Origin of the sequence: Candidatus Vallotiella hemipterorum, assembly GCF_910593725.1 — a bacterium.
Taxonomy (GTDB): Bacteria; Pseudomonadota; Gammaproteobacteria; order Burkholderiales; family Burkholderiaceae; genus Mycetohabitans; species Mycetohabitans hemipterorum.
In genome coordinates this window covers 483,479-502,614 of record NZ_OU343031.1, presented here as the reverse complement: position 1 = coordinate 502,614, position 19,136 = coordinate 483,479, and the positions used below count along the sequence as shown (strand labels likewise).

Annotated in this window: 11 protein-coding genes and 1 pseudogene; 4 read left to right on the top strand and 8 right to left on the bottom strand. The window is 44.8% G+C overall.

Features of this window, described 5'->3' with window-relative positions:
* Nucleotides 1-293 precede the first annotated feature (293 nt).
* Complete coding sequence (dapB, locus tag KW136_RS01695; protein WP_216796703.1) at nucleotides 294-1,091, bottom strand: 4-hydroxy-tetrahydrodipicolinate reductase; 798 nt, start codon at nucleotides 1,089-1,091, stop codon at nucleotides 294-296.
* A 96-nt stretch (nucleotides 1,092-1,187) separates the two neighbouring features.
* On the bottom strand, nucleotides 1,188-1,664 hold the full coding sequence (locus tag KW136_RS01690) for an outer membrane protein assembly factor BamE (RefSeq protein WP_420885625.1): 477 nt from the start codon (nucleotides 1,662-1,664) through the stop codon (nucleotides 1,188-1,190).
* A 117-nt stretch (nucleotides 1,665-1,781) separates the two neighbouring features.
* Here KW136_RS01690 and fur point away from each other — a divergent pair, with 117 nt between their 5' ends.
* Nucleotides 1,782-2,282 carry a ferric iron uptake transcriptional regulator gene (fur, locus tag KW136_RS01685; RefSeq protein WP_216796702.1) on the top strand — a complete coding sequence of 167 codons (501 nt, stop codon included), beginning with the start codon at nucleotides 1,782-1,784 and terminating at the stop codon, nucleotides 2,280-2,282.
* Between the two features lie 684 nt (nucleotides 2,283-2,966).
* Here the strand turns inward: fur and gap are convergent.
* From gap to KW136_RS01665, 4 genes and pseudogenes are all read right to left on the bottom strand, one after another.
* Nucleotides 2,967-3,977, bottom strand: a complete 1,011-nt coding sequence (gap, locus tag KW136_RS01680) for a type I glyceraldehyde-3-phosphate dehydrogenase (RefSeq protein ID WP_216796700.1) — start codon at nucleotides 3,975-3,977, stop codon at nucleotides 2,967-2,969.
* Nucleotides 3,978-4,032: 55 nt separating this feature from the next.
* On the bottom strand, nucleotides 4,033-6,114 hold the full coding sequence (gene tkt / locus KW136_RS01675; RefSeq protein ID WP_216797412.1) for a transketolase: 2,082 nt from the start codon (nucleotides 6,112-6,114) through the stop codon (nucleotides 4,033-4,035).
* A gap of 620 nt (nucleotides 6,115-6,734) precedes the next feature.
* Nucleotides 6,735-7,154, bottom strand: a pseudogene (locus KW136_RS01670) (barstar family protein); the annotation flags it as partial.
* Nucleotides 7,155-8,061: 907 nt separating this feature from the next.
* Nucleotides 8,062-10,386 (bottom strand): NADP-dependent malic enzyme, encoded by a 2,325-nt coding sequence (locus tag KW136_RS01665; protein ID WP_216797410.1) that lies wholly within the window; start codon nucleotides 10,384-10,386, stop codon nucleotides 8,062-8,064.
* Nucleotides 10,387-10,551: 165 nt separating this feature from the next.
* Here KW136_RS01665 and thiL point away from each other — a divergent pair, with 165 nt between their 5' ends.
* Entirely contained in the window at nucleotides 10,552-11,577 is a 1,026-nt protein-coding gene (gene thiL / locus KW136_RS01660; protein ID WP_216797409.1) for a thiamine-phosphate kinase, read from the top strand.
* Entirely contained in the window at nucleotides 11,567-12,145 is a 579-nt protein-coding gene (locus KW136_RS01655) for a phosphatidylglycerophosphatase A family protein (RefSeq protein WP_216796696.1), read from the top strand. The genes thiL and KW136_RS01655 overlap by 11 nt, the downstream gene beginning before the upstream one ends.
* Before the next feature lie 255 nt (nucleotides 12,146-12,400).
* On the opposite strand, the gene pyrF is transcribed toward KW136_RS01655, so the two are convergent.
* Complete coding sequence (gene pyrF, locus KW136_RS01650; RefSeq protein ID WP_420885624.1) at nucleotides 12,401-13,213, bottom strand: orotidine-5'-phosphate decarboxylase; 813 nt, start codon at nucleotides 13,211-13,213, stop codon at nucleotides 12,401-12,403.
* A gap of 944 nt (nucleotides 13,214-14,157) precedes the next feature.
* Entirely contained in the window at nucleotides 14,158-16,095 is a 1,938-nt protein-coding gene (locus KW136_RS01645) for a ribonuclease catalytic domain-containing protein (protein ID WP_216796694.1), read from the bottom strand.
* Between the two features lie 2,562 nt (nucleotides 16,096-18,657).
* Here KW136_RS01645 and accB point away from each other — a divergent pair.
* Nucleotides 18,658-19,125 (top strand): acetyl-CoA carboxylase biotin carboxyl carrier protein, encoded by a 468-nt coding sequence (gene accB / locus KW136_RS01640; RefSeq protein WP_216796692.1) that lies wholly within the window; start codon nucleotides 18,658-18,660, stop codon nucleotides 19,123-19,125.
* Nucleotides 19,126-19,136 lie beyond the last annotated feature (11 nt).

Below are 19,136 nucleotides of genomic sequence, written 5' to 3'. Positions count from 1 at the left end.
GAGATGTAATAAATTTCTAGTGTGCGAATAGAATAGATAATCTATCCCGTTACGCAAAACCTACTAATTAATAGGAACGCGGGTTTTCCGCACAATCTAGAATAAATTTTCTACAACGTTACAGATGTTGTATGTAAAAAAATTTGAGACAGTTATTGTAATGCGGACTATAAAACTAGCTTAGACCTTACGCGTTACGATATTGTTCACTCAAGATACTCAATAATACTTTGATACCCAATAATACCTTAAGTTAATAAAAAAATAGCTCTGCGCTTTTACTAGCATAAAAGCTAGTGTAAATCTAAAACGTCCCACATATCATACAGCCCCACCGGTCGATCGGATAGGAAACAAGCAGCTCGTACTGCGCCTTGTGCGTATGCGAGCCGACTAGCCGATTTATGAGAAATCTCGATTCGCTCTCCCGTGCCGGCGAACATTACTGTATGATCACCACCGATATCGCCACCTCGGATGACTGAGAACCCAATGGTCGATGGATCGCGCTCACCGACTGTGCCATGACGTCCATACATGGCACAGGTAGCTAAGTTACGACCTAGTGCAGTCGCAAGCACTTCGCCCATTTGCAAAGCTGTACCGGACGGCGCATCAACTTTGTTCCGGTGATGAGCTTCAATAATTTCTACATCATAGCCGGTAGAGAAATAGGAACCGGCTACCTGTAATAACTTTAACGTCACGTTCACACCCACACTCATATTCGGAGCAAATACAACGCCGAGCGTCTGCGCAGCGGCAACGATCTCAGCTTTCTGGGATTCTGTAAAACCCGTTGTTCCTATTACTACGCGAGTGCAGTGCTGACTGGCTACTTTGAGATACTCAAGAGTACCCTCGGGCCGCGTAAAATCAATCAGCACGTCCGCATGCGCAAGTATACGATCCACATCGTCAGTAATCTCGATACCGGTCCGCCGTCCAGTGAGGATGCCAGCATCTTGACCTAGTGATGCTGCACCCGAGCGCTCTAGTGCGCCAGATAATATAACCCCCGATGTATTCATCACTGTTTCAACTAGCATCTGCCCCATGCGTCCTGATGCCCCTGTAATAGCAATTTTCATTATTTAAGTCCATTAAATTCCATGATATTCTAGAACTAGCTAGCCCTAGAGTGCAGTGGCACTACTACACATACGCTAACCTTAACTGACGAGGTCTCAACCTCTACTTTTTTTAGACTTCCTACCGCTGTCATCAATTTCAGCGATTAACTCACGCTCAGATAGTAAATCTTTAGCACCCGTCCAGCTTACTACGCGATTACTAATAAAATTTATGACTAGGTCTCTCTGCTGAACAACAGAAGTCCAGCCGCGCTTAAAATAAAATAAATAGTCCCATCGATTAACATGAAACATATCGGTAAGGAGGGGTGTTCCAACAAGGCTACGCACCTCGTCGCCAGACATACCGACATGGAGCCTTGATGCGGATTCGGCTGATACAAAGTTGCCCTGCACAATCGTAGTTCGGTATGGGGCAATTGAGCATACTACGGACTGAGTAAAGCCATCACATGTCTTGCATGCACCTAGCGAAGTGATGCCCATAAAAATAAGAATACGTACCATTACAGATAAGGCTATCGTACGCATTCGTAATACATAGGAGAATGTTGAACTCTTTTTGTCCATAAAACGCAGCCCAACACTGCTTGATCTATTTTAGCTTAAAGATATACTAGCCTGACCTGAAATACCCCAAAACAGATTACTATTGGGACCTCGTATTATACCCTATGGTGCCTAGAAATGACTGATCCAGCTGACCTCAAGAATATGGGGCTCAAGGCAACCTTGCCACGCTTGAAGATTCTAGAGATTTTCCAACACGGCGCTATACGCCATTTAACCGCAGAAGACATTTATCGCAGCTTACTTAATGAAGATTTGGATATTGGTCTGGCGACTATTTATCGTGTGTTAGCGCAGTTCGAACAGGCCGGCCTGCTTAGACGTAGTAATTTCGAATCTAGCAAAGCAATGTTTGAACTTAATGAAGGTACTCACCATGACCATCTAGTATGCCTAGACTGCGGCCGAGTGGAGGAATTTAACGATCCACAGATAGAATATCGTCAGCAGTTGATTGCTAAAGAACGTGGCTTTAAACTGCAGGAGCACGCACTCGCGATGTACGGTTTCTGCACAAAAGGCTGTAGAAGTAGAAGCCCGTATTCAAGGGATTGCGAAGAAAAGCGTATAAAACCAGGCTACTATACAGCCTTCTTAAGGCGCTCTCAAAAGATATAAAATCCTTTGTGAGACTATATATTAGATATTTGTTGATCAACATAAACTATATAAACTTTATATAGTCCTATTAATTATCAATTAGTATAGTAAAATACTAGTATTTTACTATTAAGTTTTTTAGAAAAGTTCAGCAGATAGTGGTATATAAAATATTAGGTTTAAAAAATGCTCTATTTAAAAAATAATCTTTATACTATAGAGTATTAATTATGCTTAAGCTTAATTAAAGTTATTAAATAGTATTTCCTAAATATAGGATATTATCACTAAATGACTTAGTCACTTTTTAGATTATTACTAACCCCTCTAAGGGGTTAGTATATTAAATATTTATATGCTATTTTAATAAGTTATTTATAATAGACCCGTAAATTGAAGTATAGTTCAATTTACACTGATAAGCTTATAAAGCTGTCAGATGTTCGCTATAATTTCATCGAAATAATTAACGATTTAATTAAAATAGATTAACTGGTAGTTAAGATATATAAAATATTTTATTTTCAAGAGTTTCACTAAAAATAGCTCACCCTAACCAAAGAATTCTTTGAAATATAACCTCGAATACCGACTCTTTTGCTACTCTCCCGTGCCTGTTGTTTTTAAATTTAATAGAGAACTCATTTTATGAGAAAAAGTAAAGAGACTCGGAAAAATAGCTAACTGTACTTTACATGTATATTATTTCGCATGAGCTAGTGCCACTGTCGTATCGAGCATTCGATTAGAGAATCCCCATTCATTATCGTACCAGCTTGAAACCTTTACGAGACGGCCTGATACTTTAGTGAGGGTCGAATCAAATATCGAGGATGCTGAGTTGTTATTAAAGTCAATTGATACTAACGGTTCAGCGTTATAAGAGAGAATGCTATTAAGCGGCCCTTCCGACGCCTCCTTTAGAATCCTATTTACTTCATCTACGCACGTATCGCGCGATGCAATAAACGATAAGTCGACTATCGACACGTTGATTGTTGGTACACGCACAGCGTAGCCATCTAGCTTACCGTTAAGCTCCGGCAGTACTAGTCCGACAGCTGCCGCTGCACCAGTTTTCGTCGGTATCATGCTATGGGTAGCTGAGCGAGCGCGACGCAGATCCTCGTGGTATACGTCAGTTAGCACCTGGTCATTTGTATACGAATGAATCGTTGTCATTAAGCCATTCTCGACTCCAATCTTGTCCTGCAGTGGCTTGATCATTGGAGCAATACAATTCGTTGTGCACGAAGCATTTGAGATGACCGTATCCGTTGCTTTTAGCACCTGATGATTGATACCATAAACGATCGTCGCATCGATATCTTTTCCACCCGGCGCTGAAATGACAACTTTTTTCGCGCCACTTTTTAAGTGCGCGGTGGCTTTCTCTTTCGACGTAAAAAAACCAGTACATTCTAGCACTACATCTACGGCGAGATCGCTCCACGGTAGCTTAGCTATATCGCGATCCATAAGCACACGGATTTTATCATCGTTGACAATCATGTAGTTGCCATCAACTGAGATATTTCCCGTGAATTTACCATGCGCAGTGTCGTACTGTGTTAAATGCGCGTTGGTTTTAACATTGCCGAGATCGTTAATCGCTACGATCTCGATATCATGTTTTTTACCACCCTCATAATGGGCTCGCAATGTATTTCGGCCAATTCGGCCATAACCGTTAATTGCAACACGAATTGTCATATTTGTCTCCTTACAGGTGCGTGTAACACTTACTCTGTACCTTATATTTCATAGATTAATCTAATACTAGCTTTACAGTATTAATAATATTGTCTATCGTAAAGCCAAAATTTTTAAATAGAGCGCTAGCAGGAGCCGATTCGCCGAACGCATTAATCCCAATAATACCACCCTCGATTCCTACGTATTTATGCCAAAACACTGTCACGCCAGCTTCGATCGCTACCCGCGCCACGCCTCGTGGTAGCACGCTCTCGCGCCACTCAGTATCCTGTCGATCAAATACTGTAGCTGATGGCATCGATACAACACGAGCGCTAATACCCAAGCGCGCAAGTGGCTCCACAGCATTCATTGCAAGCCCTACTTCGGAGCCAGTCGAGATTAGAAGCACTTTGCGAGCAAAGATAGCGTTATTCCAGTCGTGTAGTATGTATCCACCTCGGGCGACTGCTGTAATCTGCTGATCGGTCCGCGCGAAAAATTCTAGATTCTGCCGACTGAATATCAACGAGGATGGCCCACAATGCTCGATAGCTTGCGTCCAGGCCACGGCAGTCTCAACCGAGTCAGCTGGGCGCCATACCTCCATATTCGGAATCAGGCGCAGGCTCGATACATGCTCGATAGACTGGTGCGTCGGGCCATCCTCTCCGAGTCCGATTGAATCGTGTGTAAATACAAAAATAGATCGAGTCTTCATCAGTGCAGCCATCCGCAATGCATTACGGCTGTAATCCGAGAAGATTAAGAACGTGCTGCCAAAAGGCAAATAGCCTCCATGTAGCGCAATACCGTTAAGCGCAGCGCTCATGCCAAACTCGCGCACACCATAATTGATATGATTACCCCACTCTAACAGCTTTATGTCTCTTTCGTATCTAGCGCGTACCGACTTGCTAGCTTTCCAGTAGGTTAAAGTCGAACTAGCAAGATCAGCTGAACCGCCGAGTAGCTCCGGCAGATCCGCAGCTAGCAGCTCGATCACCTGCTGCGACGCTTTACGAGTCGCGATTGCCTCAGCACGCTTATTAACGTCAGCGATCAGCCGCTGTACGACATCGGCCCAATGCGCCGGTAGCTGACCGGCGATACGGCGCTTAAACTCGGCTGCTTTCTGCGGATACTTTATGCGATATGCATCGAAATTCTTACGCCAATCACACTCAGCCTGAATGCCCGTTTTCTTCGCACTCCATAATGCATAAACGTCAGGTGGAATTACGAAGGATTCAGGGTCCCAACCGATCTCTAGGCGTGTCGCGGCGATCTCGACCTCACCTAGTGGTGCGCCATGTACGTTGTGGCTGCCAGCTTTGTTTGGCGCTCCTCTACCAATAATAGTTCGGCAGCAAATTAGTGTAGGTTTATTCGATTTTTTTGCGATGCGGATAACTGCATCAACTTCGTCTACATTATGGCCATCGACCGCACGGATTACGTTCCATCCATAAGCTTCGAAACGCTTTGGCGTATCATCGGCAAACCAATGCTTTACATCCCCATCTATCGAAATACCATTATCGTCATACAAAACGATCAGCTTCGATAGACCAAGTGTACCTGCTAGAGAGCAGGCCTCATGCGATACTCCCTCCATCATGCATCCATCTCCGACGAACACATACGTATAATGATCAACAATCTTTGCATCAGGCTGATTGAATTCGGCCGCTAATAATGCCTCCGCCAGCGCCATACCTACTGCATTAGCTAACCCCTGACCTAATGGCCCAGTAGTCGTCTCTACACCCGGTGTAATCCCTACCTCTGGATGTCCCGGCGTCCTCGAATGTAATTGCCGGAAACGCTTTAATTCGTCCATTGGCAAATCATAGCCGCTTAGGTGTAGCAACGCATATAGCAGCATCGACCCATGCCCATTGGATAGAATAAATCGATCTCGGTCCACCCAATACGGGTTAACAGGATTATGTCGCAGATGGCGCTGCCATAGTGCTACAGCGATTTCTGCCATACCCATGGGCATGCCCGGATGGCCAGAATTTGCTTGCTGAATAGCATCCATAGCTAATGCACGGATTGCATTGGCCATTCTGCTAGTCTGTGTAGAGGGCTGGGTTTTCATATCAGGTCCAGACTCAGAAAGAACAAGGCCTCGCGGGGCTGAAGGAATAAAACGGCGGGTACACACCCGCGTGAGAAGCTTCGCAAAACACTGGAGTTTAACAGACAGGCCTATCAGGGATACTGACGACACCCGGACCATATAGACATAAACAATGCGGCACACTGATAGTATCTGCACTCATATAGATACCCACTAACCAAAAAAGCATGAGCTACCACCCTATATGCTTATCCAGCGCATCCTGATATAACGTGCTCCAATTATTCTCTTTGCGGAGACAAATCACAAGACGGCCATAGTGCATATGCAGGGCATGGATAGTACGCATTATTTCGGAGCTTGCTCTATCGATATGCGGGCTACTACCTACGGGTGCCTTTGTATCTTCACAGACAAGACGTTCCAGCAATTCCTAATACATATATTGTAGTAGCATAAAGCATTATTTTAGTGGCCAACATAGACAACTTATAGCGGATAGTTCAGCCGAAAGATGGGCTTGCAAGCGCCCGAGGGGTTTTCTAGTGACCAAGCAACGTAATACTACACTCTATATGGGTCAGTGTAGGCTAATCGTGCTGCGAAATAAGCAGATCAGCATCATCTTCGCTCTTATACTAACTCCACTACTTGATAAGAAAGCGATAAGCTTCAGCTAAATGTAATCAAGTAAACGAATAGAACACACGGAAATTGACTTTCCGTTCCCCCCAAAATTCAGCGGCCTCGCGAAACACATCAAGTAGAGTTTCTCGCGCTTCTTTGTCGAATTTCTGCGTTGCAGGTAAACCTTCGAGCACAATTACGAAACCGGGTTGCACTCCCGCTTGGTGCACGATACTTGTCAGACAGTCATAGAGCCCATCGTAGTTCTTTCTAAACTGCTTTGGGAAAAGAAACGATATTGAAATCGACTCAAGTACCTCCGATTTTGTTTGCGCAGCTGAACAATTTGCATATAGGAAATGGTGGCCCAACCGGGCTGCTTCGTCGACCAACTCCGGTACACGGAACGCACGGATCGATTGCACTATATTCGTGCGTACCGTCTTGAAAAGACTCATATTCCCTCCATTGGACAGAAGAGCGTCGACAACACGGCGCTGCTCACGTTCGGCGTTTTTATGCGCCGCCTAAGCAATCTATAATTGCTCGGCACGAAGACATCCGCTCGAGACCCCATCTTATCGGGAATACATGTTATTGCTTATCACCGCAATCATTCTTAAATTTGTTTAAAAAAATTGTAATGGTCACTAGTAAAATAATATTTACTCGGTATAACGCAGCGCATCTTCAAAGATAATTTTTTTGCTTTGCTACACGCCGAACGGCGTTTTCGTTGCGAACTATAAGTTCAATGGTGTGAACACCGGGAGGTGTTCACACGACTCGAAATTACCGAACCGCTCACCGAGCCTTATGCCTATAAGGAGGTCCGAGGGTGAATAGTATCGCGCCATACGCCATGGAAACCAGATTGGTATCTAGTAAGTAGCGGACATAGTTACTGAAAGTATGTTATAATAACGCCACTTCCCGATTCTGTCTCCTATTTTGGGAAGCATGCACATATACATATATTAAAAATATTAGGTTATCCCGAATCACATTAATAATCAATGGTATTAGAAAATGCCAAGGTGCTTTAGCACTACTAGTATGTGAGCTAGAATTCTATTAGACCAAAATATTTATAACGACATATAAATTTAGGTAATTGGCGCCCTCAATTAGCTGACATCCGGAATATTGCTCGAATAATATCCGGATGCTTAAATGCTAGAAATCAAACATACCAGGGCGCATGTTGTTTTCGATGTCGCGGATAGAACAGACGGCAGATTAAGCTGAAACGATAGAAACGCTTACCCCCTCTAACCTTAGACTAATATACCCCACCTACTAGGTCATACTTTTGATTTATTTAGATTTGGTGCATATATTCCCTGGTATGTTAAGCGCTATGCTGTAATAACAGAATAATTCCCGCTAACTACCGTTTAATATCTTCTCAAACTGCTTAGTAGCTGCGGCTGCATCAGCGACTAGTAGTGCTGTCATATTCACGATACGTCGTACAGTCGCGGACTCGGTTAGTACGTGCACAGGTTTTGCTGCGCCCAGTAAAATAGGTCCGATTGTAATATCGTTTCCTGCCGCGGTTTTAAGCAAGTTATATGAAATATTAGCTGCATCTATGTTAGGCAGTATCAATAGGTTTGCCTCGCCGTTAAGCATTTCCTCCGGCGGCGCGCACTTTCGCTGGCTTGCGTTGAGCGCGACATCACCATGCATTTCTCCGTCGATATGTAATTGTGGTGCATACTTTTTCAGTAACGCAAGTGTGTTGCGCATCTTCCTAGCGCTTGGCGCGTTGCTTGAACCAAAATTAGAATGGGACAATAGGGCAATTTTTGGTTCAATGCCAAAACGACGTACTTCATCAGCGGCCATTAACGTGATCTCAACTAGTTCCTCCGGAGTAGGGTCAACGTTGACGTGGGTATCAACTAAGAAAATCTGTCTACTTGGTAACACTAGGCAATTCATTGCTGCGTAGACTGAGCAGCCTGCTCGCTTGCCAATAACCTGGTCTATAAAATGCAGGTGTCTGTGCGTAGTTGAAATCGTACCGCAGATCATCCCGTCAGCTTCACCCTTAAGCACCAGCATAGAGCCAATTAACGTAGTGCGCCGCCGCATTTCAACCTTCGCAAGCTGCTGCGTAATGCCTTTGCGCGCCATTATATTAAAATATGTCTGCCAGAAATCTTGATAGCGCTTATCATGGTCAGTATTGACAATCGTAAAATCCTCTCCCGCCATGAGGCGTAGCCCGTAGCGCGCGACGCGTTGCTCGATTATAGCTGGTCGCCCGATCAAGATAGGCTTGGCCAGTCGCTCGTCGACTATAATTTGCGCTGCCCGCAGAATTCGCTCCTCCTCCCCCTCAGCGAATACGATGCGCTTCTTATCTGCACTAACCCCCCGCGCGATGTGGAAAACTGGCTTCATCGCCGTGCCGCTGTGATATACAAATTGCTCAAGATGTTGCTTGTAAGCTTCCATATCTTCGATTGGCCGCGTCGCGACATGGCAATCCATTGCGGCCTGCACTACCGCTGGTGCAATTTTTATAATTAGGCGCGGATCGAATGGTTTCGGAATGAGATACTCTCGCCCAAACGTTATACCCTGGATCCCATATGCCGTTGTCACGATGTCGCTTTGCTCTTGGCGTGTTAGTTCGGCAATCGCGTTGACCGCAGCTATTTCCATCTCCTTAGTAATCGTAGTCGCGCCAGAGTCGAGTGCGCCGCGAAAAATAAAAGGAAAACATAGAACATTGTTAACTTGGTTCGGATAATCTGCACGTCCAGTCGCTAGAATTGCGTCTGGACGTACTTGGAGCGCAACCTCCGGCAATATTTCAGGCGTTGGATTAGCTAGCGCTAGAATTAGCGGTCGAGCCGCCATCTTCTTAACCATATCCGGCTTGAGCACGCCGGCAGCAGACAAACCAAGAAATACGTCAGCATCACCAATTATATCGGATAACGTCCGAGCGTCGGTAACCTGCTTGAACAGCGCTTTATCTGCATCCATTAGCTCCGTACGGCCTTCGTATACAACACCTGCTAGATCTGTAACAAATACGTTCTCACGCTTCAGCCCGAGATCAATCAGTAGATTCAGGCATGCTAATGCTGCAGCACCAGCACCAGAAGCAACAACTTTTACTTCGCCGATTAATTTTTCGACGATCTTCAGCCCGTTAGTCACTGCTGCGGCAACTACAATTGCAGTACCATGCTGGTCGTCATGAAATACTGGTATCTTCATCCGCTTGCGACACTCGCGCTCGATTGTAAAGCAATCGGGCGCTTTAATATCCTCCAGATTAATGCCCCCGAAGGTAGGTTCCAAAGAGGTAATGACCTCGATCAGCTTTTGTGGGTCTTTCTCATTTAGTTCAATATCAAACACATCAATGCCCGCAAACTTCTTAAAAAGCACAGCTTTACCTTCCATGACCGGCTTAGCCGCAAGCGGTCCGATATCCCCTAGACCGAGAACGGCTGTACCGTTTGACACTACGCCCACCAAATTGCTGCGCGCAGTGAAACGCGCTGCATTGAGAGGATTGGCGACGATTTCCTCGCACGCAGCCGCGACGCCGGGCGAATAGGCTAGGGCAAGATCGCACTGATTAATAATCTGCTTAGTTGGTACGATGGAGATCTTCCCTGGTGTTGGGAATTCGTGATAATCAAGCGCAGCTTCGCGCAACTTACTATTGATCGATGTCGACATAATGGCCTGCCAGTGCGGATTAGAATGCATGTTTGAGCCGCATTGTAACGTTACTAGCCAACCACAAACGGGTACTTTACAGTAGCCGCAGGGGTGACCGTACTATATGACCACAGCGCACACAACGTAGTGCGTATTCTTGTCATGCAAGCTTCGTCTCGCATCATGCCGACATTTTTATCCGAATTCAGCCTTATTAACCGCTATTCTGCTCAGCGCAAGCAACCACGACACGCAGCCGTGCTGGGAATTGGAGACGATTGCGCTTTACTTGCTGGGCGACCAGATCACGAATTAGCTGTATCTACCGATATGCTGATCGAGGGATGCCACTTTTTCGCTGACGTCCCGCCTGTGACACTGGGGCATAAGGCATTAGCTGTTAACTTATCAGATCTAGCGGCAATGGGCGCTGAACCACGGGCGTTCACACTCGCACTAGCTCTGCCGGACGCCGGCGCGTCACGACAGGACTGGTTGAGCGCATTTGAGCGCGGATTATTCGCGCTAGCGGATTACCATGGCTGCGAGTTAGTTGGCGGCGATACTACTGCGGGACCACTGAATATCTGTATCACCGTATTTGGCGATGTGCCCTGCGGTCAAGCACTGCGCCGCGATGCTGCCCAGCCTGGCGATGATATCTGGGTGTCCGGCGCACTGGGTGATGCGCGCCTAGCACTAGGCGCTCTGCGTGGCGAATGGCCACTCGCTACAGATGAATTACCTGCACTACGTTATGCGTTACAAATGCCTGAGCCGCGTATCGCGCTCGGCATAGCGCTAAGAGGCATCGCGCATGCGGCACTCGATCTGTCTGATGGACTAGCCGGAGATTTAGCGCATATTCTTAAGCGCTCTAACGTAGCAGCGCGCGTAGACGTCGACGCGCTACCCCGCTCGGCCGCTCTACGCGCGCAACCCCTCTCTATTCAATACCGGTGCGCAGTTGAAGGCGGTGATGACTACGAGCTATGTTTTACCGCGCCGCCCAGTCGTCGTGACATGCTGCTTGCGCTTATCCCACGTATCGGCGTGCCGCTTACGCGGATAGGCACAATAGATGCCCCTGCAGATTTAGCTGAGGGCAGCACTAGTATTATTAACACAAACACAGTACATTGGTACGATAGATTCGGCTCTCCGATTAGCACAACCTGGCGTAGCTTTGATCATTTCTATGAAGAATGATTCCTCCCGCTCTGATCCGTATAAAACGCGTGCCGCTTTATTAGTAACTAAGCCTAGCCCCGCCACGAAACCACGATCAAGCGCCACTATACAATTTATGTTATCCCATCCTCTGCACGTGTTATCATTTGGGTTTGGTAGTGGTTTGTCGCCGGTAATCCCAGGAACACTTGGAACTTTGTTCGGCTGGATGTCGTTCACCGTATTAAATACATACTTAAACAGCATGCAATGGTGGGTACTAATTGCATCTAGCTTAGCTGCTGGGTGTGGATTTACCGGCTTCACGGCACGACAGATGAGCGAGAAGGATCCAGGTGCAGTAGTTTGGGATGAAATCGTCGCAATTTGGGTGGTAATGCTGTTTATCACGCCAGCAAACTTTACCTACCAACTCAGCGCGTTTCTAATATTCCGATTTTTCGACATAGCTAAACCACCGCCTATCCGCTATTTCAATAGACGGCTATCAGGGGGATTCGACATTATGCTAGACGATATGATTGCGGCATTACTCACGTTAATTGTTATTATGATGGCATCACTATCTCTGATAGTTAAGCGATAGCCACGTAGCATTTTAATGCTAAATAATGCTAGAAAGTTTTATTTACTGGCTATTAACAACTAATAACTATTTAAATGATACCTAGCGGATAATCACTACTTTGGCTGTTAAATATCGGCATCATGGTTATGATGTCCGTAACTGATACCGAAAATATTGGTGGTCTACTTTTAGCTGGTTAATATACCAACCTACTTTTGAAAGACTAAAGCATTATATAATAAAAATACTGGGTAATCCGTCGGGGGAGCGCTGTTAACGGTAAGTATTAATCGCGTCGCGCGTATCACGCGCAGCGCTAGCCGCAAAGCATGCAAAGTCCTCACCGCTACCCGCATATAAAATCGAGCGTGATGAGTTGATAATCATACCTGTGCCGTTAGCTGTACGACCTGCATTAACTGTTGCCTTAATATCGCCGCCTTGCGCACCAATTCCCGGGATCAGTAAAGGCATAGTAGAAACAAGCCGGCGGACCGCATAGATTTCATTTGTAAAAGTCGCGCCCACTACGAGACCGAGCTGTCCAGTTATATTCCATTCCTCGGCAGCAAGCACCGCTACATGCTGATATAGCGGCCGCCCGCTAATGTTAAGAAATTGTAAATCCGATCCACCTTGATTAGAAGTCCGGCATAAAATAATTACACCCTTGTCCTGATATGTGAGATATGGTTTAATCGAGTCGAATCCTAGATAAGGATTAATCGTTACCGCATCAGCTTGATATCGCTCAAATGCCTCACGTGCATACTGCTCAGCAGTGCTACCGATATCTCCACGCTTAGCGTCTAGTACGACTGGAAGCCCTGGGTAACAGGAGTGAATGTGATCAATTAATGCCTCAAGTTGATCCTCCGCCCGATGTGCGGAGAAATAAGCAATTTGTGGCTTAAATGAGCAGGCATACGGCATAGTAGCATCAACAATATCTCGGCAGAACGTAAAGATAGCATCATCGCGCCCAGCTAGATGTGGTGGAAAGCGCGATGGCTCAGGGTCTAGTCCGATGCATAGTAATGATTGCGTGTTTTTCCAAGCATCCTCAAGGGCAGTAATAAAAGACATGATTAGACTTTTAAAAATAATCGTTAATAACGTAACGAATGGTTAGTTTAGCTCTGCTTATGCATAGGACCCTCTTGGGATTTCTCGCCTGGTTTTATTCCAGGGAACTACAGTGCATAGTATTCATTAAAGTCTCTTCTCCGCGTAGAAAGAGTGTTGTAGCTCGAGCTACTATCCTTCGATAAAAACACGCAATCTCATGGCAATCCGGTCAAGATAATATAGTGCCCATCATCGTTTAGATAATATGTGCGTCGTTGCTTCACTTCTCCTAGTACCCCTCTATATTCACTTACACTCATGTCATATAAATTGAGCTCTTCATAGAGATATGTTGCGCTGTCATCCACATAAAAAAACTCCACCGCCCCCACTCCACCGTAGTTAACTACAGTAATGAGGAAATTCTGACTTTGTCGATCGACACTCCTTTTTAATCTGCGTGATAGCTAACCCTGGGTTTAGTAGATGGGGCGGCTATTATCTCGATACACAAATAAGTCATGCACCACCTGCTAGGTAATTAGCAAGCTCACAGTGAATATACCACTAGGTTTATTATCCCCTTAAACCTGTGTAGCACTTCGTCGGATTATAATTACTAGGAAAATGCGCATCCATAGATGCACGGATAGCACGCTTGAGGTTTTAAGTAACTTTCTTGTAGAGTCAAGGTAGCACTAAATAACGGTTCTCGCTATGACGTATAAACGAAATGTATGTGCCTATATTTATATGTAGAGGCATTGTAAGCGCTAAAGCTCAGTCGAGAACACCACGCCGAATCTCATGCTACAAAAAAGAAATACTACGGGTACTTGTAGTGGTAGAGGTAGCCCTCACTGATAGTGTACGTGCTGCCTGAGACGCCTCAGTCCTAGCTGAGCGCGCCACTTCTCGTTAATCTACCTCACTGCTGGGCACTAGACGTGGAAAGATGGGGTTTATTGAATCACTTTACTATTATTCTCATTGCTACAGGTTACTTGTGCCACGTCTATTACTTTAATAAGTCGGCACAGCGCCTCTACCCGTAATTCGTCAATTGCTATTACCTCGATTAGAACACGTACGCCTCTTGCATGCACACCTAATCCTTGTACATGCAAGAGGAGTGGTACTTCCTCAAGTCGCACAACGCCGTCTTTAACGATAGTGGCCACCACTCGGTTCCGACGCTCTTGCTTTAGCCAGCGCAGACACCAAAAGTGTTCCATACACCGCTGATGATCAGCATAGGCCATATAAATTTCATCAAAATTCCGAGCTATAGCGTATAGCTCCAGATCTTTAGGTTTGAAAGGCGCAGCTAGCTTCGCTGTAATTCCATGTCGGACACACGCTAATAGCTGCCACTGATTAACTAAGTCAACATATCGGCGCAGCGGGGAAGTAGTCCACGCATACTGCATAACGCCAAGCCCTTCATGCGGTGCTGGTGTAGTCTGCATTCGTGTTCTATGCGGGCCGTATGCTCGCTGTGCGCGATAGATACCCGGAACCCCATAATCATGCAAGAACGCACCCCAGTGGCTATTGGCTAAAATTGCAAGTTCTGCGACAATTAGATTAAGTGGCGCATCACGCCGGCGTGGTGTGATGCTAACATGCTCGCCGTAGATGTGGAAGTTATAATCAAGGTTGCTAGGTACCTCTCGCCTAAGACCGTAGCCAATGCGCGCTCGCTGTCGTCGCTCGTAAAGCGACTTAGCAAAAGGCCAAAGCATATCGATCTCATCCTTATAAGGATAGTCCTGAATACCGTCTAGGAGAGTTTGTTCAGTAATAATCTCATCGAGTATGTTATGTCGCAAATTTCTGAGAACGTACACGCGCTCGACCACCGTCTCAGACATTATGATATCCTGTGTAGTCGTATCGATGATTAGGTATAATGACACTACTGGTCTAAATCCACCTTCTTGTAAGGTGAACGTTTTGACGACATCATCTGGTAACATAGTAATCTTCTTACCAGGTGTATAGACGGTTGATAATCGAGCGCGCGCGATTACATCAACAGCATCGCCGCCTTTAATCCCTAATGCTGGAGCCGCTATGTGAATACCAATTCTAGCGCGTTCACCTGATAGGCGTTTCACAGAAAAAGCGTCGTCTATCTCAGTAGTAGTCACGTCGTCGACGGAAAATGCTTGCACGTCAATCGCTTTACTTAGGTTCTCCGGTAACGGACCAACATTCAACGCAGGGAAATCAGTGCCATTCGGGAAATACTCAGATAGGAAACGCGCCTCATGAAACTCGCGCGCCGATGGTATACCACCGATGTCTAACATCAACTGTGCTGCTGACTTACCCAATGCGAGCGCGGCTGATTCTAGTACTTTATATTCAATCGAATTCTTATCTGCACGCGTGAGTAAGCTAAGCACTTTTCCATTAAAAGAAGCAGGTAGTCTACCGGACTTAAGCTCATTTTCGTACTGCTGCTGTATGAGAGCTTGTTGGCGCCTCCGCTCAAGAGCTATAAGCGCCATTTTCAACTGCTCCTCAGGTGCTCGCTGGTACTCTCCACGCCCTCTGCGTCGGAAGTAGATAGGCGAGCTGTGCATGCACAGTATCAGGGCACTTTTTTGCACAGGATCTGGTGTGCCACCGAAATATTCATTAGCCAGGTCGACAAAGAAAAACTTGTCTAGCGGAGAAATTTCCCACAAGAAATCTAGGTCGATTTCCTTTGATGCTGAATTAGCCTGCTGGATTAGATCGGCAGCGCTCGGGCTGTTAAACTCAATAAGCACGTCTTTTCTACGAACTTTAGAGCGACGCCCACTCGGCAACTCAACCTGAAATATATCACCCTGCTGATTTAATACTATGCCAACTTTCAGGCCACCGGATTCTTCAAAAAAAACATTCACTCAGTATTCTCGAAACAAAAAGCTGCATACGCTGCTCTAGGGCTTAGTTCTACGCCTTGACAAGGCCTGATGAGGATGCCCCCTACCAAACTCAAGCACGTTATGCATGCCAGAGATTAAACAATACTGTGCGAACTGCATGATTGCGTCGATTTAAAGTACATGATAACTTATAGAAATATAGCGGATCATAAATAATTAAGCTACCTGTCTCATATTATAACGTCTATTTACTTAGATGCGCTTACGAGTAGTGATGAGCCATCAAATATGGGTGAAGCAGTATCATCAGCCAATCATATTTTTCTAAAATAGGTAACAAAACTTAAGCTAGGTAGCCGTACTATAGTAATCTGCATATAAAAAATACTGCTACACGTGCTTATTCAGGCTATGCAGGAAGTTACTCATTCATACGACGATCTTGTGAAGAGCTGGGCTAAAACTAGATATCAAGCCGTATTAAGAAAGTGTGCGACCTAGCTCCAAACTAGAGCATGTACTTGTTTTAGGATATGCTGAAACTGATACACAATTAATGCTTACTAAGATTTACCGGAAACTGAGCTTCTATTATGTCTAATTCATTGTTTTCGAGTTGTTAATCGAGCATTAAAGGATTAGGACTTACTCAGCTTTATATAACGCTCTATGTTTCGAAGTTTGCCAAGCCACACACTGGCATACCTCTAGCCAGAGGCGGGGATATAAGGCAAGTTGACTGATTACACTTTACTAAAGATATAATAAAACGTTTATCTATCAGAACAAGTTTATTAACTGGGGGCGCGCTAGCCATTCGCCCCCCACTCCGCATCAGCTCGCCTCGCTTTAGAAATCACAGAAAAGATATTGATCTGATCGAATAGTAGAACATTTTTCGAAGAATGCGGTATTGACTATCCACTGCAATCACACATAAACCTATATTAATTAAACTGGTAAAGACGCCTGAGTACTCCCCCCACAATAAGGTATATGACTAATTACAATCCGAGAGGGGACTACGAAAATAATAGTGCTCGAAGAGGGCTTCTATAGCCTGTCGTCCGGCGCGTACTTTTTAGCCACTATAAGTTCGATGGGACCCAAAGCCGAGCATCGCAGCCAGAAATTCTTTGGCCCCTTGGATTAGTCTAATCCTTTACTCTACAACTAGATGCTAATGCTAGCCTGCTAAACTACTTATAAACACGCCGAAAATCATTAAAATATGCACGCCTATCTTAGGGTAATTTAGTGGTGACTAAGTTAAGGAAGAAATGCTTGAATATTTAGAATGTTCTCATAATAGCCATTACACGAAGCCGACCTAAACCAGATGACAATATCATGTGCATCTCGGATATTGACGTAACTTAGACCGTGGTCATCATCATTTGGCTGATACCTATCTGTAGATTCACAAGTCTAAATTTTTTCAAAAATTTGATAAGCGTATAATTCAACCTGTTAAACGCCAATCTACAGATATGACTATTTCTGATACTTAATTCATCACTTAAATGGTGGTTAGGAGAGATTGCGTGCCTATCTGCTTGCCTATCATAGGCGAGGTTAGAGATCTTAGTATGTCATTTTGATAGCGACGCTTAGTAAGCAAATACAAATGTAGCGGCTATCCAAGTATAAGTTAAAAATAGCCTGGTATTTAGGCTTTTGTCTATCTCTCTCTCGGTAGTACTCTACTTACCCTATCTAGAGAGGTACTGGTATCGTAGCAAAGTCGTCTTGGTTAATTTTTATCGTGTCGGGCCATTCTTTGATGCTCGCATAGACTGCTAGTGCTATCCGGTTTTTAGCGCAGTTACGAATATAAACGCGTACTGTGGTGACGCTAGTCTCGGTTTTATAACTAAGCATATTTAGATCCCCTTAAGATAGCACATCCATTATTCGGTCTATGTAGACAGCTTAGGTAAGGATAGATTTAATGCGAGAATTTAAAAAAAGAAGTAGATTACCACTTATTATGACCATCAATAATGTAGGTACGTAAGCTACACTAAACTGTAGTCAGTGTACAGTATGTATAGCCTTATGCTTATAAGCTAATTATTGATAGCGCAATGCACCAGGATTTCTTGGTAAATTATAAAGATCTATTGTAGTTATGAGTCCTTTCTCTTGATTGAGTAAATGCTGTGGTCACTATATTGAAGAACATATCTGATCTTTTCATGTCAAGTAGACTAAAATGCGCCATTTTCTTTATATTATCGGTAAAGTGCGCGAAACTTTGCATAAACAAACTTTTATGGGGTTTTCTTGAGGAGTCACCGGTAGAAAAAATCGGCGCTGTGTGGGTGGTTAATTGCCCCGGAAAAATCACGAAAGCTAGATTATTATGTTGCGCATTAATGCGAGATTTCCAATCAAGCGCCGTATTTCTTAAACTTAATAAAAGCATAAACTGCAAAATAAGCTCATGAATCCATCTGACACGATAGACTTCGCCTTAGACTGGCATATATCGCCCGCATTTATATATTTTTTTCGTATAGAACAACACTTTTGCTATTCTAAATATGGGCAGAATGCCACATAAATTTAGGGACCCCGATGGACCTACGCAAACTTAAAACCTTAATTGACCTAGTATCCGAATCCGGCATTTCAGAGCTTGAAGTTACTGAAGGCGAAGGTAAGGTCCGGATTGTCAAGAATACAGCACCCATCTATTTGTCCCAAGCACAATATACTTCTGCACCGCAGATCATCGGAGCGTCCGGTATTGCAGCTACTGCTACGTCGGTTGAGTCAGATACAGCTTCGAGCACTATTACTCTGCCGAAAGGTTACATGGTTAATTCACCGATGGTCGGCACATTTTACCGAGCACCTTCGCCGGGAAGCGATCCGTTCGTACAAGTAGGTGACTCTATTAAAAAGGGTCAGATAATTTGCATTATTGAAGCTATGAAGCTACTTAATGAGATCGAATCGGATAAGACAGGAACAATCAAGGAAATCCTTGTTGACAATGGCCAGGCTGTCGAATATGGCCAGCCGCTATTTGTAATCGATTAATAGGTTTCTCT